Consider the following 21,456-nt stretch of genomic DNA (forward strand, 5'->3'; position numbering starts at 1 on the left):
TTTTGAATGATGTAAATACTTGTTTAGCAATAGTTTTGTGGTAAACATTTTAATAAAATAATATATTATGAAAACACAAATACTTTTAATATTTACTTTAATAACTACCTTAAGTTATGCACAAACAAGAATAGCATCGGGTATTAACGGGCCAGTAGGAATACAGGTAATAGATGATTATGTTTATACTCTGAATAATTCATCTTTAATAAGATATAATAAGAGTGAGGTTTCTACGAGTTATGAACTAGTTTCAAATATTAGTTCATCTACTAACGGCTATAATCTTTGGAGGGAAGGAAATTATCTTTTTATGCCTTTTACAGGTATTAAAGGGGTTAATGTATCAGGAGTTATACCTACAATACCTATTCAGCAGATTAATGTAACAAGTACCATATCTACAGTATTTCATTATAATAACGAGTTGTATTATACAGGTAGTAATCCTTCTAACTCTTCGCAACATGAATTACGTAAAGTTACAGGGATAAACTCTAGTGTATTTGTAGCATCACTACCTGTTGCTCATCAAAATATTACAGATGTTACTTTAGATGGTTCTACCTTATATTTTGTATTTAACAATTTGAGTACTGGAAAGATCTATAAAATTGATTTATCAGCAACTACACCAGCTGCACAAATAGTAAAGAGTGGGTTGCCTGCGCCTTGGGGAATTCATTTTGTAGATGATTACTTATATTTTACTTCAAACTTAACTAATGGTCAGATACGTAAAATACATAAGTCTGGTGCTGGTAGCGTATATTATATTGGTCAACCTATAGAAAGTCCAAGAGGAATAGATATAGACGGGCAAGACATTTACGTTGCATCTGTTGGTAGTTCATTACAAGGTATTTATAAATATACAGATGCTAATTTAACCCCAAATTGTGTAGCTCCAAGTAATGTTTTTAAAACAATAGATGATGAAACGACAACAACTATAAGTTGGAATGGTGTGTATGGAGCACTTTCTTACGATGTTACTTATGTAAATGCTGGCGATGATGTAAGTACAGGAACAACAATAACTGGTATTACTACAACAAGTACGGTGTTAAGTGGCTTAACAAACGGTAATGAATACGATGTTTATGTAAAAACAAATTGTGCAAGTGCAACAACATCTGATTATTCTAATTATATAAATTTTACACAGCTAATCTCATCGCAGAGACCAATAATATATGTAGATTATACGGCATCAGGATCTAATGATGGATCTTCTTGGGCAAATGCATATACAGATTTGCAAGATGCTTTAACTGCTGTAAATGAAGATTCTAAAATTTGGATAGCTAAAGGTACTTATAAAGCATCAGCAAGTAATCGTGAAGCAACTTTTGATATTTTAAAAGAAAATGTAAGTATTTATGGAGGTTTTGCAGGTACAGAAAATTCTATAGAAGATAGAGTTTTAGGAGCAAATGCAACTATTTTATCAGGAGATTTAAATGATAATGATGTAAATGTAACCGATTTTCCTTCTAATTATGGTAATTCTACACGTAATGGAGATAATAGTTATCATATTGTAAATATTACAGCAGCTGGAGAAAATTTATTGTTAGATGGTTTAACTATAAGTGATGCACATACAAATGTAAGTGCAACAGAAACTGGTGGTGCTATTATAAAAGAGAAGTCAATATATAATCTTACACTTAAAAACTGTATTATTAAAGATAATGTAAGTAGAAATACAAATGCAGGACTTTTAGCTGAATTTGAACTAAATAACCCAACGGGTCAAAGAGCATCTTTAGTAATTGAAAATTGTCAGTTTATAAATAATATGTCTAGAGAAGGATCTGGGATTTATATGCATGCAAAAATTGATACAAATGTAGATGTAACCATTACAAATACTTTATTTGACTCTAATGTTGCAGCAGACTTAAGTGATAGTAATAAAGGTTATGGAGCTAGTGTTGCTTGGATAAGAAGTATTGGTGCTAATGCAGATGTAAATGTAAATATTGTAAATAATACTTATGTAAATAATATTGAAAATACTACAACATTTATCGCAGGTAAAGGCTCTACTTTAGCAATTTCTAAAAGTGGTCCGAGTGATGGTGCTATTAATGCAACAATTTCTAATTCTATTTTTTGGGGTAATAAAGATCTAACAACTACAGGCAACGTGGTAAACTCGGTAAATGCCCTTAACGAATCTTTACCAAACTCTTTAGCCATTTATAATTCAATAGACGAACGTAATTTTATAGGTAATGCTATCACACATAAAGCAAGTATAAGTTATAGCAACCCATTGTTTGTAAATGCAGCAAATAGTAATTTTACCTTACAAACAGGTTCTCCTGCAATAAATACAGGAGATAACACTAAAATACCAACAAGTATTACTAAAGATTTACTAGGTAACCAACGTATTTTTGACACCACAGTAGATATGGGTGTTTATGAGTTTGGATCAAGTGTTTTAGGTATAAATGATAACTTTAATACATTTTTAAATGAAGTAACCATTTATCCGAACCCAACTGTTTCAAATTTAAATATTAAAATGGATAGCAATTTAAAACGTGCAATAGTATATTCTGTTTTAGGAAATAAAGTTTTAGAAACTACTTCTAAAAAGATAACAACATCAAACTTAAAAAGTGGTCTTTATTTAATTAAAATAGAAGACGAAAACGGAACTGTTTCTACAAAAAAAGTTTATAAAAAAGTAGAAATTTAGTTAGAGTGTTTTTTAATCTCGCAAGTACATTGCTTGCGAGGTTTTATTAAAACAAAACCTAATAATAGATGAATCTCAAAAAATAAAAAAGAGATACGTATAATTACAAATAGCGAAACAAGAGTAAATTATTCTTTTAGTTTTACTTAGAAATATGATGCTAACGATGGTGTTTTAAAAACTTCTTTTTATAGAGCAAAGTCAAGTTGTGGTAGCAGTTTTATCATAAATTAATAGAATCTGATAAAGAAAGTTGATTTTTTGTTTAGATAAAACGATTACATGAAGATTTGAATTAGAAAATTAGATTACGTATAAATTTAAAAAAAAAACGATCTTTTAATATACAAAACACTTAAAAATAGTTAATTGAGGGAGTTCTGTGGCTTTTAGTGGAGTGGTCTTAAGTCCTTTTAGTAGCTACTAGTAATCTATTCCTTTATAAAGTTTGATGGAACTTATTTAATAACCTCTAAAAGAGCAGGTAATTGATATTTTATAATCAAGATTAATATCGTTTTGAATGATGAAATTTCTTTTATAATAACTAGAAAAATACAGCCTACTAATTAAAAAAATCATCGTTAAGTATTATAAATATTGACCGCTTTTAGAGTTCATTACAAAATATATTTACTTGTTTTTTAGATAAAAAAAGCAAATGATTTAAAAGGATGTTTTTTGATGTAAATAGTTGATTTTTGACTCAAATAGATGTTTTTTGAATGAGGTAAATACTTGTTTACTAATAGATTTGCATATATAAAAATAAAACACTTTATAATGAAAAATTTTAAAAAAAACACAATTAATTAGAGTATCAAAATTAGTATTAATAGCCATTACAATGGTATTTATTTCTTGTTCAAGTAATGAAGATGATATGTCTATTAAAGTACAAAGTATTACTGCTGCAAATTTTCAGTCAATTACAAGTTCTAGTGATAATGGATACTCGAATATTCAGATAGGAGAGTCTATGAATAATAATTTTAAACCTATTATTAAAGTTGAAAATTACAATACTGCATACAATTATACTATTGTATTAAAAGGAGATTACCTTGATAATGAATATAGCGCAGCTTTAACTTTTGATGAAACGAATGATGAAGGAGAAGCTATTTTAAAATTTGATATGACAGAATTTGATGCTGTTCCAGATACTTATCAAGCTTATATTTTAGAAGAAGATAGTAATACCGAAATAAAAATAGAGAACCTATTTAGTGAAGGTGAAAAAGTATATTATGTGTATGATACTGATCATTCAGAATACTTATATGATTTATTTTTTAAAGTATCCGATTCAGATTATAGTATTCCTAGTAGTATAAGCAAATCGGCTAAAATTGCTATAGGATATCCTTTTAGCCCTAATTATTCATCAGGTCTTAAACTAGAAATGGTTGTACGTGATACAGATTTTAATGAATTAGGTAGAGTAGATATTCATACAACCGGAGGTTCTGGATATACAAATATTTTTTATGGTTCAGATTTAAGTTTTATAACAGAAAGAGGAGATTATATTTTTCAAGTAGAAGGGATACCTAAAACAGCAGAAAGTACAAAAACATTAAGAAAGAGTACTTATAAAACTATGACTGTAACTGTAAGTGGTATCGTTTTAAATTAAACAACGTTTACCGTATCGCAAGTTGTAATCTAAAAATTGACTCATAAAAATAATACAAAATGAAAAATATAATAATAGTATCAGTTATTTTACTTTTTGTGGCAACGATAGCACAGGGGCAACAAAGTTTATATGAAGCTTTACAAGTCAATGGAGAAACAGCGATATACGAAGGTTTTTGTGGATTAGAAGCCAATGGAGACGGAACGTATAATTTTACAGAGTCAGCACCAGCTGTAAACATAACAGTTATTAAACTACCTAGAGGGCAACCTGTAGGTTTTAATGCGAAATCTATTACTGAAACTTACGGAGATTTTAGCGAAACAGAATTAAGTGATTGTGTTACATCAGATAGTTACCCAAACGTAATTTATATAAAGCATCAGCAAACAAAAAAAGGTTACATGGCAATAGACGATTTATTTTTTGTATTAGAACGTCTACCAAAAGTAGGGAATCCTACGGTAAATAATATCACTAAAGTATATGTTATGGTTAAGGATCGTCCTGAAGTAAAAGAAACTAAGAAAAATAATAGAGGTGGTTTTTTTGCAAGAATGAAAGCAAAAATAGAAGCAGCATCGGTTCATATCAATACGCCTGCATCTAGGTACTTAAGAACGGTAGATATAGATCAGAAATTTAACGACTATGTTTCAGTTATGAAATTAAAACAAACGAATACTTTAACATCAAAAGATAGTGTAGCTATTGCAACTATTAAAAGAGCAAGAGAAAAGAGAGGTGAATAAATAAGAAGGTATCAGTATTAGTTGATAAATGATTAAAAGTTCCTTAACGCTCGTATGGAGAGTTGTGAAGTAATTATTTACAATAAAAATGTTATTATAAATTAACATTATCTAAAATAATTTAAAATGAAATATATAAAATATTACAAGTTAGAGCTAATGGTCTTTTTATTGTATACTCTCATATTCTTACTCTTAATAATGTTTTAATTGTTGCTGTAAGAATTCTAAAAAATGAGGTTGTTTAAAAAGTAAGTTTTTTGTGAATCTGAATTTATTTCAGATTCACAAGATTTAATCCTTTTTAGTCAGCCTCATTTTTTTATAAAGTTAGAAACTTATAAATTAACAACCCCCAACCTAAAACTAAACATAGTCCTCCTAACGGTGTAATTGGTCCTAAAAATTTTAGTTTTTTATTATTGGCAGAAGAAATTACTAAACCATAAATAGAAAATGAAAATAAAATAATTCCAATTATAAAAAAGTTAATAATGTAGTTGTCTATTGTAATTTGGTGGTTTAACTGAAAACCCAAAACAAGTAATACAATGGCATGATACATTTGGTATTTAACACCTGTTTCAAAACTTTGTAGTTGGTCTGTGTTTAGTTTTTTCTTTAAAAGGTGCGCACCAAACGCACCAAAAATTACGGCTGACATTCCAAAAAATGCTCCTGAAATTAATGCTATTTTATCCATAGTTATTAAAAGTTGAATCCTAAATTAACAGTTGCTCTTACGCCATCATCCCCATTAAATACAGCTACATTTGCAACCAACATATTTGCTGCGTTAAAGAAAATACCACCTCCAGCAGAAGTGTTAAATTTAGTGTTGTTAAACGTGGTGTTTTGTTGTCCCCAAACAGTTCCGTAATCAAAACCTCCATAAATACCAATGTTTAGAGGCACAATACTTGTTTTAACTTTGCTTAAAAGTAAACGAAGGTCTGTAGATTGATACACTGAATTTTTCCCTGTAAAACGTTCGTTTCTATACGCTCTTAAACCATCATTTCCACCAATACTTGCTGCTTGATACAACTCATAAGAATCGCCAAAATTATAATGTCCTTTTACTTTGGATGCAAGTACTAGTTTTCCGCTAGAAACCAATTTATAATCAAAAGAAATAGCTGGTATTAAATATCCAAAGTGGTTGCTGTTTTTAAGGTTAGAGGTATATCCTACTTTTAAGGATGTTTTCATTCCCATTGTTGGAAAAGCAGTATTGTCTGCGTTTTCAAACTGATAACCAGCTTCTGTATTTATAAATTGTTGATTGTTAAAAATGGCATTATTTGATGCGAAAGTATCACTTATAAACCTGTTAGATGTTTGTTCTACTTTAAAATTCTGAAAATTTACACCTACTTTTATTGTTCCATCCAAGTCTCCTTTCCACTGTATAAAAGTACCTGCACTTAATTCTTTTATTCTAAGTCTGTTGTATTCTTCGTCTTTAATTTCATGAGGTGCATTTAGGTTTATAGAGTTATTCCCTAAACCAAAATAATTCATAGCAAAATTAGGACTTGTAAAACGTGCTTTTACACCGAGGTTCCAGTTTTTTATAACGTTTGCAAATTCACTAGAATAATCAAATTCAAAACCACTAGTTGCAAAATAGTAGGCCGCATTTAAGGTATGTTGAGAAGTAAATGGGTTTCTCTCAAAACCAAAAGAAGTATATACATTAGAAACACCCAATTTAACACCGTCGTCTGCATTAAAACCAATGGTTGGAGATATAATAAACTGATTGTTTTTAAGCTTCGTGTAATCGTACACGTTCGTTTCGTAATTATCGGTTAACTTTTTATTCCCTTTGTTTGTTACAAACGTATTTTTCTTAGATTTAAAATCATATATTTTTACTTTTTTACCGTTTAAAATATTATAAACATCGTTGTTTTGACCGCCAATAATCCTAACTTTTATTAAGTTTTTAGCTTCGCCTTTTACAACAAAAGTATCATCATCATCTAAACCATAAATCCAGATTTCTTTGGTGTCAGATTTCTTGTAAGTTCGTTCATGAAAAATGGTTCCTTTTTCGCCTTTTATAATTCTATATCCAGTTATTTTTGTACCTCCGTTAGGGATTCTTTCAATATCAAACCAATCATCTTTATGAGTACCTTTTATAACTTGAAATTTATTTAAATGTTGAAAATAAGCATCAGAAATTTTTTGTAAATTCTTTCTTCTTCCTTGTAGTTTTGTTTTTATTTCTAATACAGTGTGATCTCTTACTTCGTCTGGGAAATTAGTAAAAGCATCTTCTATTACTGCATCTGTAAGGTTGGTGGTTATTAACTTTACTTGTGCATCCCAATCGTTTTTAGTTGCCGTTGTAATTAATGCCATGTCTAAAGGATACGGAGATAAATTAAACCATTTTGGGCTGCTGATATCTTCCTTATATGATTGCATTGCACGCAATGCAGGTATTAATTTTGTGGTAATATTTAATAAAAAACCATCACCAAAAACAGCAAAAGCTTGATCTCTATCTCTAGGAACTGGTCTGTAAATGGTCTGTTCACCTTCTTTAAAAATAGCCCATCTCCATTGGTCTTGGTGTCTGTCCCAATCTCCAATTAACATGTCGAATAAACGTGCTTTTATATATGCATTTTCGTCTAAAATATGATGTTCATTTTTACTTAATTTCTTTAATAAATCATCGGTACTAATTATTTCATCTGCAAACCCAAAACTTTCTTTGTCTCCATGACCAGAAGCAGCTCTTTCTTCAATCATGTATAATTCACCACCAAATTCATCATTAAAATTACCCAACTTATCTTGTTTAGGAACGTAGTATAAAACAGGGTTTGTGTGATAAACACCAATGGCATCAGACAATTTACCAATAGTAAATGGTGCATACGGATGCGAACCTGTAAAAACATCACTTAACAAACCTTCTGTGGCGGTATTATTAAATTGACCCTCTATATATTGGTCTTTAAAAGCGACTGCCTGTAAATATTGTACCGCATTTTTACGTAAGGCACGCATTACGTATTCTCTACCTTCTGAATCTTCAAGTCTTAATGATTTAGATTGATGTCCGCCACCTTTTCTAACAGGCTTTAATCCGCCAAAAAGAGTGTCTAAATCTACCGTCGGTGCAATTACTTCTGTACCAAAATATTTTCTATAACGTTCTCCCCATAAAAAACGATAAATACCACTTTTTTCAACTTCCTCTTTGGTGTAAATAGATGCTTTTTTTTCTGTTATATTAGTATTCGTAAACGGAGCAAAGTTGGTGTTTTCATTCGCTGGTAAAACTTCTGTGGCGTACACAACTTTGTTATCTTTTACGGTATAAAAAGCAACGTTAGACGAACCATCTTCATAAACATCTAACTTAGCAAAACCTTGCGCTCCATAGGTGAATTTTGCGTTTCCGGTTAATTTTGTAGCCATTGTTTTAGAACCAGAACCACTTATTATTTGCGGTAAATTATCTTCTACAATATATTGTAGGTTGTGGTCGTGTCCAGAAACAAAAATTGTTTTATCATTTTCTTGAGAGAGTGTGATAACACGTTTTCTAAGCTCGTTATATTTTTTATTCTGAATATCGGTATTTGTAAGTCCGGTTGTTTCTCTAATTAAATTTTTAAGAGAACCTAAAACAGGTAAAGGGCTCATGTGGCTTTTAAAAGAATAGTGTCCGCCATGAGAACCGTTTGTAAACATTGGATGGTGTAATGCCACAATCGTTGTTTTTCCTCTTGCCTTTTTGATGAGTCCTTCAAATTCATCAAAGAATTTTTCTCTTGTTTTAATTTCACATTCATCATTTATGGTTGGGTGATTGTCCCAGTTTGTTACATACCAATGCGTATCAACAATAATTAAAACAATGTCTTCAGAAATTTTAACTTTTTCTAATGGACAACCATTATTCGGTAAAAAAGCTGATTTCCCTAATGCCTTTTCAACTAGTTTTTCTTCTCTTTTTAATCCATCTAAACCATGATACCAATCGTGATTTCCTGGAATAAATATAGAATTTCCTTTAAATTGTTTTGCAACATTTGTTTGCGCTTCAATTCTTCTTTTTGCCAAAGGATATTTTTTAGAATCTTTATCTGGTATCCCAGTTTCATAGACATTATCACCTAAAAAAAGTAAAGTAGCTTCTTCTGATGCATTTTCAATATGCTTTTTTAAATATTTTAAAGCAGGTGAATCTTCTTCTAATGTAGAGTTTCCTGCGTCTCCAATTAAATAAAAAGTGTGTTCAATTTTAGAACTATCCTTTTTAATCACGCTAGATTGGTTGTCTGCTATTTGTTTTTTTATGGTTGCGCAGGCAGAAATGCATAAAAAAAGTAAAAAGAATATGGAGTATCTGAGTAGTTTCATAAGTGCTAAAATAACTATTTTAAAATTGAGTTTTTATATCGTTGCAAGTCTTCTCTGGTATCTATGTCTAAGAAGTTTGTTTTTATTGTAGAAAAAAGAACTTCGTTTTTCTTATTGTTGATGAATTCTTTTGCGCCTTTGTCTCCTTTTATCAGAAATAAATTAGAAAAATACTTTTTAGGAAAAATCGCAGGAACACCTAATTTTTTACCATAGTTAGAGGCAATGATTTTATCTTTATTTTGTTTAAATAAATGAAGCATATCTTCAATATAAGCAACATCAATGGCTGGTTGATCCGCTAATAAGATAAAAAGACCTTCATAATGGAAATCTTTATCCTTAAAATACTGAATGCCAGAAACGATGCTTGAACTTAATCCGTCTTCAAAATTGGTGTTCTCAATAAATTGAACGTTTTTAGAACTTATTTCTGATTTAATTTTATCCGAATTTGCGCCTAAAACACAAAAAATATTTGATGTAGAAATACGTTCTATTTTTTCTAAAGTGAGTTCTAAAAGTGTTTTATGATTTACTTTTTCTAACTGTTTTATGCTATTCATTCTAGATGATTTGCCTGCAGCCAAAACTAAAATAGCAATGTTTTCCATAAATTTAGGTATGAATTTTTCCCGCCAGTTTCCTTAAAGAAAAAGGCTCTTTTTTTCTAATTATAGAGAGTATTTCCGCAACAATAGAAACGGCAATTTCTTCTGGAGTTTCTGCACCAATATGCAAACCTGCAGGTGTATAAATAGTTTCTAAAAATTCATCAGAAATATCTGGTACAAATTCAAAAAGCTCGTTAAACAATCGTTCTCTTCTGTTTGGTGCACCTAAAATACCAATATATTTTGGTGTATATTCAGACAGTTTTATAACGTATTTTAAATCTTGTACATAACTATGATTCATAATTACAATAGCCGTATTTTCTTCAATACTTGTAAATTGAATGGTTTCTGCAGAGTCACCGTTTACCGAATTTGCTCCCGGAAAATCTTTTAATTCTTTAGAATCCTTATTACAGGTTATCACATCAATTTCCCAACCTAATGTTGCGGCTACTTTACAGAGTTTAACAGCGTCGTGTTCGCCTCCAATTATAATCAACCTAAAACTAGGTTGTACTATTTGAGAGAAAATTATAAGGTCTTTTTTATACTGATGATTAAATCCTTCAGAAAACGTAAATTGTTTTTTATTGTGAAAAGTAATTATAGAACCAAAATTACCAAAAGCTTCATTTTCATCGGTAAAGTAACTTGCAATATGTATGGTTTCTCTATCTGAATTTGCTTTCGAAAAATGAGTAAGAAATTCATCCGTAATAAAAAAAGGTTCTATTAGAACATATAAAACACCTTCGCAGCCTAATTTATACCTCCCATCGTATGTAATGACTTTTGGTTTGTTATCAGAAAAAACACTTTTAGCTCTGTGTTTAATTTCCTTTTCTACACAACCACCACTCACGGCTCCAACAGAACTCAGATCTTCAGAAATTAACATGCGTACACCTGGTTTTCTGTAAGAAGAACCTTCTAAATGTACTACGGTTGCCAATACATTTTTCAAACCTTTTTGTTGGTTGATGACCGCCTGATTTATAATTTCTTTAAGTTCGTGATTCATTAATAAATACTATAATTTAGGTTTAAATATAAAACTTTTGTTGCTTCTTTTTTTAAGTATACTAAAAATATGGAGCATTTTTGTCTTTGTAAAAACATTATCAACTTAAAAAGAATAACCAATTGCAAAGTTAAAAACAGGTTCGTCTGCTCTAAAATCCCATCGTTTATCTTCTTCTAAAGAAGGATCATGAAAAGGAGCAGCCAAATCAAAACGAATTACAAAACCTTGTACATCTATTCGCAAACCAAAACCAGCTCCCATACCTAATTCATTTATAAAATTTGACGTAAACTTATCTGTAACATTACCGTCTTCATCATTAAAATCTGAATTAGAAACAGTATTCCAAACATTTCCTGCATCTACAAAAACGGCACCTTTAAGAATAGAAACAATTGGAAAACGATATTCTAAATTGGCTTCTAAACGTACGTTACCTGTTTTATCAAAATAAGAACTATCATCGTCTGTATTATTTCCGTCATAAGTTCCCGGTCCTAAAGATCTTATGCTAAATGCTCTTACACTATAAGGTCCACCAGAATAATATTGTTTTACAAACGGAATAACCTCAGAATTACCATAAGCATAACCATAACCAGCAAATAATCTGGTAGCAATTGTTTGTTCATTCTTGTTACCAAAATTATAATGATACCTAAAATCAACATCCGCTTTAGCGTATTGTGCATATTCTAAACCTAAAAACTCATTGGCTTCATCTGTTTCTTTATCAAACAAACTAATAGAATTACCTGCAACGTCTAAGGTAGATTGCAAGTAAAGTTGATGTTTTTTAGTGGAACTCAACATTTCATTATAGGTAAAAGAAAAGGTAAGTCCGCTAATAAATTGCTGATCAAAACTACTTTCTAAATAAGAATTGTTGTCTAAAATTTCTTGAAACTCATCTGTAGTATTAGATAAACGTGTATAATTTACAGAAATAGGATTGAACTCATACGTAATATATTTATTAGCATTCCATGTATACCCAAAAAGGGCAGTACCCGATAAAAGTGTATACAGTTGACTTCTATTTAAATATGTGGCGCTTAAACTTGTTTTTGTTTTCGGAATAGAATAATCGAAAAAATCTTTATTGATAGCAAATGGAGAAATAACTCTAGGAAAACTAAGTTCTCCTTTTAAACCTAATTCTAAACTGGTTAAACCAGAATTATTACTGCTAGATATTTGTGTTTCGTAACCAATATTTGTACTAATACTTAACGTTTCTCCTCCTTTAAATAAATTTCTATTACTATACGTTATTGCTAATTCTGGACCTGCAAAATTATTAGATTTTGTAACCGCTTGCAATTCTGCACGTATGGCGCGTTTTGTTAAAGGTGATAAAAAAATATTGGCTTCTAAACTACCAATAGTATCTGTAAGTGCGTCTTTAATTTCTTTATATTGAATGTTTACAAACTTATATGTACCAATTGAAGAAAGTCTTCTAGCAGTGTTTTTAGACGTTAATGGGTTATAAAAATCATCTTCTTTTAGGGTGATAAAATCGTCTAAATATTTAGGCTCGAAAAACACGGTATCTTGATGATATGTTTTTTCTTTAAAACGAATATTCTTTACTTCTGTAGAATCATTTAAATTATAATTCGGATAAATATTGATTTTATTAATTTTATATGGAACCGTAGATTTTTTTGGAACCTTTGCTTTTAGTTTTAAAAATAAATCGAACTTTTTTGTGTTACGTCTATTTGTGTCAGCTTCAAAAAGTAAAAAATCTGAATTAAAATTATAATATCCTTTTTGCTTTAATTCTGTATCTAATCGTGCTCTTTCTAATTTTAAAATACCCAAATCGAAACGCGTATCTTCTTTAATGATACTTGTTTTAGTTAATTCTTTTACATCTTTATAAATAGGCGAAACCATACTGTCTATTTTGTAGGTTGCTATTTTATAAGGAGCAGGTATTTTTAAATTATATGTTATAGAAGCTTCTTTATCTTCTTCTTTAAAGTTAGAACTAACGCTGCTATAGAAAAAACCATAATTTTCCAATTTATTGATTAGGATTTTTTTGTTTTCTAATTCATTTATATCTGATTGATAAACAGGTTTTTGTCCTATTTTCCTGTACAGCCATTTGTTTAAGAAATTGGTTTTTTCTTGCTGATTTTTATAGTAATAATACAAACCAAGATGCATAGCAAGAAACTTTGTATTGGGTTGTTTACTCAATACAGAAGACAAATCTGTTTTTAGTTCTGTTACTTTTTCTACAATAGAATCTGCTTCTATTTCTATGGTAGCACCAGTATACAAACGTTTGTTTTCTGGAATGTGTTTTTTGATACCACAAGCGTACATAAACACGAATAGGACTATTAAAAAAAGGTGTTTTTTATAGATTTTTTTCAACATTTATTTACTTTTTATTATCAGAATTTTCAACTTTATTATCCTCTTTATCCTCTTTATCCTCTTTGGTTTTTACGTTTTTCTTATCTTTTTTAGAACGTAAAATAGAATCCCAAAGTTGCTGAAATTCATTAAATTCTTTGGTGAAAATTAATGCAATTCCGCTAACAATAGTTTGTCCGTCAATTACATTTTCAAATTCATTTTTTCTAAAACCTTTTAAACTATATCTGCCGTCTTCTGTAATTCTATACTCTAAACTTACGTTACCAATTAAAGGAGATTCTTCCCCCGTTTGGCTACTTCCTTGTATGTCTACTTCGCTACCAACTCTTACGGTTAAACGATCGTTAAATAACTTTTTCTGTGCAGCAATATCTAATTGAGTTCTATCGGTTGGTGTATCGCCTTGGTAATCTGTAAAACTGTTTAAACCAAAATCTAATTGAATACCAGAGTTTCCTAAAAGTTTATCAGAAAAAGAATTTAATTGCCCAGAAACGGCATCATTTAAATTGTTTTTTGCAATAGAAGCAAAACCACCAGAACTTCCGTCGCTGCCAGAATCTGGATAAAACCTACTTAAAACTAATAAAGAAAAAACTTGTTTATTTAATTGCTCTTCTTGTTGATTAATCTGTTGCACACGATCGTAAACCTGACCGCTAATAGCTCCTTGGTGATCTTCTGGCATGTCTAAATTAAAAGATATTTTTGGTTGTAACAATTCGCCTGCAATATTTAAATACACATTAAAAGGCAGTACTTGTTTGTATTTGTTTTGTACAGATGAATCTTCGCCAGAAATTTGAGATGCCATTAAATCTGAAGCAGATGTTTTTAAAGTATACATTGTTTGTATGTCTAACTTTGCATCAAGAGGATCTCCTGCCCAAGAAATACGACTACCAGGAACTAAAACAAATTTTCTGTCTACAACATTGTATAAATTTAGTTCATATTGTCCCTTAGAAACTTCAAAAGCACCAGTTAAAGATAAATCTCCATTTGGGTTCATTAGCAAGATGAAATCTCCATCACCAGAAACATTAAAATTATCACCAGTTTCTTCATCAATAATAACGGTTACTGCAGCTTGTTTATCAATTTTTAAAAGTGCCTTTACATCAAAACCTGTAATTGTTGCAGTTTCTTCTTCTTGTTGCGTTAAAATAGCGTCTGGGTTTTCTCTATTTACAAAAGAAACAATACCATCTCTTTCTTCTATATTTGTGTAACTAGCAGGTAAAACGTAAGTAATATCTGTGTCTGAACCTACTACTAATTTAGTGTCTAATTTAGGAATTTGTAAGTCTCCAGTTAGTTTTGCATCTGCATTAAAAGAAACTTTTCCGTAAAGAGTTTCGTTGTCTCTTCTTGTAGCATTTAGCACGCTAAAATTCTTTGCTTTAATATCTAAATTAAATGTAGGGTTTATAAAGCTCTTGGTTTTTATAGCACCAGAAAATACAAGCGAATTGTTTTCTGCATCTAAAATGGTAAAGTTAGACATGCTTAAACCGCTGTTATCAATATTTAAAGTTTCGTCTTGTAACTTAAATTTAGCGTTTAGCTTGGCAACATTAAAAGCTGCATTTGTAAAATGTAAATTTCCTTTATAAACAGGTTCAGAAGTTTGACCTGTTATTTTAAATTCTCCAGAAAAACTACCCGAAGTTTCTTTAATTTCTCCTAAAGAAAGTGTATTTAAGGTTTTCATTTTAAAAGAATTAATTAGCAAATCTAAATTTAGATTGGCATCATTATTTTCTGCTAAATAATCTCCTTTAATGTCTAAATCTACATCGCCTTCTTTTAAAGATGCATTAAAATCATATTTTCCGTTTTCTAAAGATTTTGCATCAATACTTAATTTACCAAAGTTTGTTTTTAATACTTGTAATTGACTAATGCTTAAATCGGCAATAATACCAGTGTTTCCAAAAGGTTGTTCTAGAATAAATTTTCCATTTAAAACTCCTGTTGTAATCTCCTTTTCTGGACTTAAATAATTAAAAATTTCATCAATTTTAAAATTCTCATAATTTAGAGCAATATGATCTTTAGAAATATTAGAAACTTTATCTGTAATTTCTATAAATTGATTTTCAAAACTGATTTTAAAATCGGAAAATGATAATTTATCATTCTCAAAAAGAATAGCATTGGTTTTAGGTATTTTCCAATTATTACTATTTAATAATAAGCTATCATTTTTTATTGTAAATTTTAATTGATTGTTCTCTTTTGTAATAAGAGAGTTTATATTCATTAATTTTTCTCCTTCGTAAAAACTTAAAAAATTAAGCGATAATTCTTTGTCTTTCTGGTTTCCTTTGATAATGGTTTTTGGCACATTTAAAGGACCTGCTGTTATGTTTTTAAAACCTAAATTAAAATTGAAATCTTCTTTATTTGTATTCATAGAAAAAGACAAACTGTCTAATTCATTATTACTAAAGTTAATGTGTGGTGCTGTAATATTAGCTGTTAAGAGTTGTTTTTTCTCTTTAAAATCTACATCAATATTTACGGTGTCTAAATCTTTTAAATTGACTAGAAAAACCTCGTTTAAAAGTGGTGTTTGAGAAATTTTACCTTTTAAAATTAAATTTACAGGGTTTGTGATGGTGTCTAAAACAATACTATCCTTATAAAAATAACTAGAAACATGACGTTGCAATGCTGTGCTAAATGTTTGCGGATCTGTGTTTGATTCTAAGTTTAAATCTATCATTTTATTGTTGATAGAAACAGCTGTGGTGTCTTTGTCTACAAACGCGTTAGCGGATAAAGAACCTAATAAATAAGTTTGATTATTATATACAACAACTCCGTTTTTTATATTACTTTTTACGGCGTATTTTTCTAAATTCCCTGTAAAATCTAAAGAAAGTTCCATAGCAGATTTTACATTACGTTCCATTAAACCAAGCGCTTGTAAGTCTACGCCAATTAGGTTTAGATTTAAAGTTGCTTTTGTATTTATAGAATCTAAATCTACAATTCCGTTTAAGTCTACATTTAGATTTTTGTCTTTATAAGTTGATGTAATTTTACCTTTGCTATTTTTTAAAATTCCATTGATATTTAAATCTGTAATAGTGTAATTTTCTAATTGAAATTTAGAAATATTTGTTGATAATTTGGCGTCTAAATCTTCAAGATTTTTACCATTCCCAGAAGAGTTTAAGGTAACACTTAATTGACCAAAATTAGGGTTTATTAAAAGTGAACCAATATTATATTTATCAATATTTAGATCTATATCATAACTAATTTTTGCTTCGTTTTTAAAGCTTCCTTTAATAGTTGCAAGACCTTGTGTTGTGTTTATTTTTGTAGTTGTTGCTATGTTATTTAAAGTACCATCTACGTTACTTGTAATCAAAATATCTTCGGGTAAATGAATGCCAAATTCTTTTTCGTCTACAATTTGTAAAAGATCATTTCGTTTTGTCTTTGCTTTAAAGTTAGAAATGTTCAGTTGTAATTTATCTGTATCAGTAACATTTTTAAAGTTTCCGTCTAAAGATATTTTTGTAGAGTTTCCCCAATTAACATTCGTGTTATTAATATTTACATCAGCCAAAGTACCATTAAGATTCAATGTTCCGGTAAGGCTTTTTTTACTTAATTTATTAACGTATTCATTTTCTTTTAATGTTGGTTGAAACTTAAAAAGGGTTTCTAACCAAAGACTAAACGAAGGTATTTTTAATTGAATGTTAGTTTTTTCTGGTGATGAAATTAGTTGAGAAATTGAATTATAATTTGCTTTTGCAAAACCAGAGATTCTGTTTTTATCAACCTGAATATTTATATCTGAAACTTCAAATTCTTTATCACTAAGTTTTGTATTTAATGCAAACTCGGTTAAGTTGAATCCAGATTTTTCTTTAAAATTAAAAGTCTGTAATTGTAAACCTGCTTTTTTGTCTTTCAAGAAAATATCAGAAACCTTTAGTGTCAAATTTTCTACAACAATCGCATTCGGATTAAAAGTGTTTTTAACAATTTTTTCATCATTTACAAAATACTGAATCTTGTTGTTTTCTAGATTAATATCATCTATCTGCACATCAAAATCTGGCCAAACAAAAGCGGTATTACTATTTGTAGTTGTTTCTGTAACAGTTGAATTCGTTGAAGCTGTTTTTAAAAGAATATCAGCGTTTTTAAGCTGTAAAGTGGTAAGATTAATTTTGTTTTTTGATAAATCAATTTCAGGAATTTCTGTATAAAATTCATCAATATTTATGTTAGAAATTAATTGGCCACCAGGGTTTTTATAATACGCTTTTACATTTTTTAAGGCTATTTTATTTGCAGATAAAAAGGGTAAAATACTTTCTGTAGTTGAGGTGTCTGGTGCTACAGTTTTTTGAATCAGTTTAATATTAGTATCAGAAAGTGAAATTTCATCAGCATTAAAAATCATTTTTTGCAAATCAATTTTATCCATATTGGCAGTTAGATTTCCAATTTTAAAATGACTGTCAATTCCTATTACATCATCTTTAAAAACAACATTAATACTTGATAAATCAATATTTCCAAGAACAATATCTACAGGCTCCGAAGTTGTTTCTTCAACAACAGGAGTTGGTTCTTCTGATGCAAATGCATCTATTAAAAACTGAAAGTTATACCCAGAAAGACTGTCTTTTCTTATAATATTGGCACGTAAACCATTCCATTCTAAATTGTCTACACCAACGGTACCTCCTTTAATCATTCCCCAAAGAGGTAGGTTTGCTTCTAAAGATTTAGAATATACCAATGTGTCTCCTTTGGTGTCTTCTACATACAAACCTTCTAATTGCAAACCACCTTTAAAAGTTAAAAATAGCTTGTCTACAGTAATTTTAGTATTTGTTTTATCGGTAACATAGTTTACTGCCTTATCAACAATAACACTTTGTCCCCAAGGGCTTCTAATAAAAAGTATTAAAAAACCAACAAGAATGATTAGTCCTAAAAAAACTCGTAAGAATCTTCTTAAAAAGCGATATTTTTTATTCTTTATTTTTTTAGACACTATAACGGACAATTTTAGTTATGCAAATGTAACTTGCTAAGTTTATTCAAATTGTCCTAATATCATAAATTTTTGACTCTTTTGCTAAAACTTAACGATTTCATGTTTTAATAAACCAAATTGAAAAAAGTTTTTTATGTTTTAAGTAAGATTGATGTTCTAAGCATTAAAATTAAACGATTTCTGTTTCAATAATAACTTCGCTTTGTAATGTTTTGTGAACAGGGCATTTAGCTGCAATTTCTTTTAGACGTAGTATTTGTTTTTCATCTAGATTCCCAACAAACTTTAATTTTTTATTTAAATGATCAAATCTGGTTGGTTTATCTACAGCAATACCTAAATCGTCGCTATGTTTTTTAGAATAGGTAATATATACAAAGACTTCTTGTAAATCCCATTTTTTACGTTCTGCATACATTTTTAAAGTCATTACTGTACAAGCAGCTAAACCTGCACTTAAAAAATCATACGGAGAAGGACCAAAATCATCACCACCAATATTTGCAGGTTCATCAGCAATAAAAGCATGTTTTTTAGTCTGAATAGAAGTTGTAAAATTGTCTTCTAATAAGTTTAGATGTCCTACCAATTGTTCACCTTCGGTAGAAATCATATTGTTCTCTTCAGACTCAAAATAACGTTCTACCCAAGTACCAATCATATTACCAACATAAATACTATCTTTTGATTTTGATAATAAATGATCTGCACCATCTAAACTAACAAAACTCTTTGGATGCATGGCATTGTGATAAATTTTTTCTGCATTTTCTATACCAACGACGGTATCAAAAGGAGCGTGCATTACCAAGATTGGTTTGCGTAAATTTTTAATGATTTTAGGTAAATCTGTTTTGCTGAAATCGTTTACAAAATCTTGATTTATTTTAAAAGGACGACCTCCAATTTTTACTTCGATATCTCCTTTTTCTGGAATTTCTGCTGTTCCATGAGAAAATAAGTGAGTTACATGCCCAACAGTTGCAGGAGCGCCAACAGTGGCAACCGCTTTTATGTTTTCTAATTTTGAAGCCGCTACAATAACTGCCGCTCCACCCAAAGAATGACCAACTAATAATGATGGTGCTTTGTAGTTTTTTTCTAAAAAAGCATTTACCGCTAACAAATCTTCTACGTTGGCAGAAAAGTGACTTTCAGCAAATTCGCCTTCACTTCTTCCTAGTCCTGTAAAATCGAAACGTAAAACGCCAAAACCATGATTAGACAAAGAACGACTGATATTTTTTACGGCATTAAAATTACTGTTGCAAGAAAAACAATGTGCAAAAATGGCAAATTGATTCGGTTTTTCATTTGCAGGTAATTCTAAATATGCTTGTAATTTTAAGCCTTTTTTATTTTCAATTTCTAATCTAATAGTGTTCATGCTTCTGTTTTTTAGGTAGTCGAAATAAGATGAGCAACTTTACGTTTGTCTATCTTTTCCGAGAATTGCTGTAATAAAAATGTCAACTTAGGGTTGATGTAATTCTGACAAAAAGGTTTATCAGGATTTGATTGGTAATAATTTTGAAATTCAGCAGTATTCGGTTTAAACTCTTTAAACGTTAATACTTTTGTAATAATTTTATCTTTAAAACTGATTTGTAATTCTTCAATTATTTTTAAGCTATCTTCTTTTTGTTGATTGGAAAAATAATAAACCGCAGAACGGTATTTTGTTCTCATGGAATGATCACTCGTACTTTTATGCGTTAATAAATGAATTTCAATCAATGTTTTTAAATTGATTTTATCAGTATTAAAATACACAATAACTGCTTCAGAAAATGTATTATTATTTTCAGTCGATGCAACCCAACCTTGTTCCACTTTTTCTACACCAATTAAGGTTTGAAAAACAGCTTCTGTACACCAATGACAACCACCACCAAAAGCAACTTTGGTTAATTCCATGCCAATTGCTTGCGTTCTGTCCAATATGGTTCAGGAGCAACTTTTAAAGCGTCTAGTGTTTCAATTTCATCAGCAGACAAGGTAAAAGAATTCAGTTTTAGATTTTCTTTTAGTTGTTCTGTTGAACTTGCTCCGCTTAAAACAATACTTTCCGGAATTGTTTGCTCGCAATATTTTAGAGAAATAGCATCAACACCAACTTGGTGTTTTTTAGCTAAGTTTTCTAAAGTTGCATACATTTTAGCGTAATGAGGATAGCTTTCATTCTTAAAAACTCTTCCATTTGCCAAAGCCTCTTTAATGACAATCGATTTATTTTGATGAACTAATTCTTCTAAAACTTCTTGTAAACTTTGGTCTAAAAAATTATAAGTCACCTGAAATAAATCAAATACTTGTTTTCCATCAACCAAAACATTCAGTGCTTTTTTAATTACTTCAACCTGGTTGGTTCCTGTGGTGGTCAATCCTATTTTTAGATTGTGTTCTTTTTTTAAGAAAGCCAATCGCTCTAAAACGTCCTTGTTTTCTAAAACCCCAGTTTCTAAAGTTGCAGAATGAATTTGATACACTTTCAAATAGGGCAGGAGTTGTTTAGAAAAAATCCATTGCTCATTTAATTTAGACAAACTATGTTCCTTTACTTCATGAACCGTTGCGTTCGCGTCAAAATTGGCGGTATAGGTATAACCCCATTTTGTGGCGATTTCAATAGTGTTGTCGTTTTTCGTTTGCACCCATTCTAAGACTAATTCTTCTGCCAAACCATAACCAGGAGCAGTATCAAAATAACGAATTCCTAAATTATACGCTTCTTCTAAAACTGCAAAACTTTGTTTTCTAAAGGCTGCTAAGTTGGAGTTGTCACAATTTTCTGTACGAACATTAATGTATTGTGGTCTTCCTAAAGCGGCGGTTCCTAATCCTAATTTCATATTTGTATTATTTTAAGAGACCT

At 29.9% G+C, this 21,456-nt stretch carries 12 protein-coding genes; 3 read left to right on the forward strand and 9 right to left on the reverse strand.

The features are described 5' to 3' along the window. The first annotated feature begins 67 nt into the window (after nucleotides 1-67). From GQS57_RS07030 to GQS57_RS07040, 3 genes are all read left to right on the forward strand, one after another. Nucleotides 68-2,716: a T9SS type A sorting domain-containing protein gene (locus tag GQS57_RS07030; RefSeq protein ID WP_165731860.1), complete on the forward strand. Its 2,649-nt coding sequence runs from the start codon at nucleotides 68-70 to the stop codon at nucleotides 2,714-2,716. An 847-nt stretch (nucleotides 2,717-3,563) separates the two neighbouring features. Continuing rightward, nucleotides 3,564-4,355 (forward strand): hypothetical protein, encoded by a 792-nt coding sequence (locus GQS57_RS07035; RefSeq protein WP_165731861.1) that lies wholly within the window; start codon nucleotides 3,564-3,566, stop codon nucleotides 4,353-4,355. Between the two features lie 59 nt (nucleotides 4,356-4,414). Beyond that, nucleotides 4,415-5,110: a hypothetical protein gene (locus GQS57_RS07040; RefSeq protein WP_165731862.1), complete on the forward strand. Its 696-nt coding sequence runs from the start codon at nucleotides 4,415-4,417 to the stop codon at nucleotides 5,108-5,110. A gap of 322 nt (nucleotides 5,111-5,432) precedes the next feature. On the opposite strand, the gene GQS57_RS07045 is transcribed toward GQS57_RS07040, so the two are convergent. The 9 genes from GQS57_RS07045 to GQS57_RS07085 form a co-directional block, all read right to left on the reverse strand. Next, nucleotides 5,433-5,813 carry a DUF423 domain-containing protein gene (locus GQS57_RS07045; RefSeq protein WP_165731863.1) on the reverse strand — a complete coding sequence of 127 codons (381 nt, stop codon included), beginning with the start codon at nucleotides 5,811-5,813 and terminating at the stop codon, nucleotides 5,433-5,435. Nucleotides 5,814-5,818: 5 nt separating this feature from the next. Beyond that, nucleotides 5,819-9,502, reverse strand: coding sequence for a metallophosphoesterase (locus GQS57_RS07050; RefSeq protein WP_165731864.1), 3,684 nt, complete (start codon nucleotides 9,500-9,502; stop codon nucleotides 5,819-5,821). Nucleotides 9,503-9,516: 14 nt separating this feature from the next. Then, entirely contained in the window at nucleotides 9,517-10,116 is a 600-nt protein-coding gene (locus tag GQS57_RS07055; RefSeq protein ID WP_165731865.1) for an NTP transferase domain-containing protein, read from the reverse strand. A 4-nt stretch (nucleotides 10,117-10,120) separates the two neighbouring features. After that, nucleotides 10,121-11,140 carry an XdhC family protein gene (locus GQS57_RS07060; protein ID WP_165731866.1) on the reverse strand — a complete coding sequence of 340 codons (1,020 nt, stop codon included), beginning with the start codon at nucleotides 11,138-11,140 and terminating at the stop codon, nucleotides 10,121-10,123. A gap of 105 nt (nucleotides 11,141-11,245) precedes the next feature. Beyond that, on the reverse strand, nucleotides 11,246-13,540 hold the full coding sequence (locus tag GQS57_RS07065) for a BamA/TamA family outer membrane protein (RefSeq protein ID WP_165731867.1): 2,295 nt from the start codon (nucleotides 13,538-13,540) through the stop codon (nucleotides 11,246-11,248). Between the two features lie 4 nt (nucleotides 13,541-13,544). Further along, nucleotides 13,545-18,578, reverse strand: coding sequence for a translocation/assembly module TamB domain-containing protein (locus tag GQS57_RS07070; protein ID WP_368855180.1), 5,034 nt, complete (start codon nucleotides 18,576-18,578; stop codon nucleotides 13,545-13,547). Between the two features lie 172 nt (nucleotides 18,579-18,750). After that, nucleotides 18,751-19,968, reverse strand: a complete 1,218-nt coding sequence (locus tag GQS57_RS07075; protein WP_165731868.1) for a bifunctional alpha/beta hydrolase/OsmC family protein — start codon at nucleotides 19,966-19,968, stop codon at nucleotides 18,751-18,753. Between the two features lie 11 nt (nucleotides 19,969-19,979). Next, entirely contained in the window at nucleotides 19,980-20,498 is a 519-nt protein-coding gene (locus GQS57_RS07080) for a peptide-methionine (S)-S-oxide reductase (RefSeq protein WP_165731869.1), read from the reverse strand. Next, nucleotides 20,489-21,433, reverse strand: a complete 945-nt coding sequence (locus GQS57_RS07085) for an aldo/keto reductase (RefSeq protein ID WP_165731870.1) — start codon at nucleotides 21,431-21,433, stop codon at nucleotides 20,489-20,491. The genes GQS57_RS07080 and GQS57_RS07085 overlap by 10 nt, the downstream gene beginning before the upstream one ends. Between the last annotated feature and the right edge of the window lie 23 nt (nucleotides 21,434-21,456).

This window comes from Polaribacter sp. 20A6 (genome assembly GCF_011378915.1).
GTDB lineage: Bacteria > Bacteroidota > Bacteroidia > Flavobacteriales > Flavobacteriaceae > Polaribacter > Polaribacter sejongensis.

Bases quoted from the DNA above. Each gene is read 5' to 3' on its own strand.
- GQS57_RS07045 (WP_165731863.1), bottom strand. From the start codon at position 5,813: ATGGATAAAATAGCATTAATTTCAGGAGCATTTTTTGGAATGTCAGCC.
- GQS57_RS07055 (WP_165731865.1), bottom strand. From the start codon at position 10,116: ATGGAAAACATTGCTATTTTAGTTTTGGCTGCAGGCAAATCATCTAGA.
- GQS57_RS07065 (WP_165731867.1), bottom strand. From the start codon at position 13,540: ATGTTGAAAAAAATCTATAAAAAACACCTTTTTTTAATAGTCCTATTC.
- GQS57_RS07030 (WP_165731860.1), top strand. From the start codon at position 68: ATGAAAACACAAATACTTTTAATATTTACTTTAATAACTACCTTAAGT.
- GQS57_RS07050 (WP_165731864.1), bottom strand. From the start codon at position 9,502: ATGAAACTACTCAGATACTCCATATTCTTTTTACTTTTTTTATGCATT.
- GQS57_RS07035 (WP_165731861.1), top strand. From the start codon at position 3,564: ATGGTATTTATTTCTTGTTCAAGTAATGAAGATGATATGTCTATTAAA.
- GQS57_RS07040 (WP_165731862.1), top strand. From the start codon at position 4,415: ATGAAAAATATAATAATAGTATCAGTTATTTTACTTTTTGTGGCAACG.
- GQS57_RS07080 (WP_165731869.1), bottom strand. From the start codon at position 20,498: ATGGAATTAACCAAAGTTGCTTTTGGTGGTGGTTGTCATTGGTGTACA.
- GQS57_RS07060 (WP_165731866.1), bottom strand. From the start codon at position 11,140: ATGAATCACGAACTTAAAGAAATTATAAATCAGGCGGTCATCAACCAA.
- GQS57_RS07085 (WP_165731870.1), bottom strand. From the start codon at position 21,433: ATGAAATTAGGATTAGGAACCGCCGCTTTAGGAAGACCACAATACATT.
- GQS57_RS07075 (WP_165731868.1), bottom strand. From the start codon at position 19,968: ATGAACACTATTAGATTAGAAATTGAAAATAAAAAAGGCTTAAAATTA.